Here is a 620-nt window from a genome sequence, read left to right as displayed (position 1 = left end):
TTTCCCATTTGTCAAGCCTTTTTTATGCTTTTTTCTTATTTTGCTCTTTTATACCTTTAACTTAATGACATTGCCCAGCTAAAGGGGCTTTTCAAGGACGATTGGGAGGGCATTATCGGCAACGCGGACGCCTTCTGCTACCTCGGCGGCAACGAGAAAAGCACCCACAAATATATCTCCGAACTGCTGGGCAAGGAGACCATCAGCACGTCTACCCACAGCCAGAGCAAGGGCAAAAACGGTTCCTTCAGCAAGAATTTCCAGCAGTCCGGCCGGGATGTGCCATAATGCCTTGTGACGAGTTCAGTTGACCAATAAAATCCACGAACAGGGACACGATCAACTGGACTTTTCTTGGAAAGAATAGGACAAGGGGACTTGAACACAAGGAGGTTCATTATGGCAGAATTAACCTATACGAAAGTAGGGGATTACTTAATTTAAAGATAGTATATATATACATACAGCCTACTGATACATTGCTTGCAGATACCCCGCAGAAACCAAACCATACAGAAAAGGAGTTTTTGCATATGAAATCAATATTTGAACAGTTAGGCGGCACATACCACGAAGAAAATGGGTATCTTATACCCGATTTGAGATTACCCACCGAAGAA

At 43.4% G+C, this 620-nt stretch carries 1 pseudogene; it reads left to right on the top strand.

The window, feature by feature from the left end:
• Positions 1-60: 60 nt before the first annotated feature.
• Positions 61-282 (top strand): annotated as a pseudogene (locus D1841_RS18145) (TraM recognition domain-containing protein); the annotation flags it as partial.
• Between the last annotated feature and the right edge of the window lie 338 nt (positions 283-620).

The organism is Neglectibacter sp. X4 (assembly GCF_009917365.1).
Lineage (GTDB): Bacteria > Bacillota > Clostridia > Oscillospirales > Acutalibacteraceae > Acutalibacter.
The sequence above is the reverse complement of the archived record's forward strand: the minus strand, read 5'-3'. Positions and strand labels throughout refer to the sequence as shown.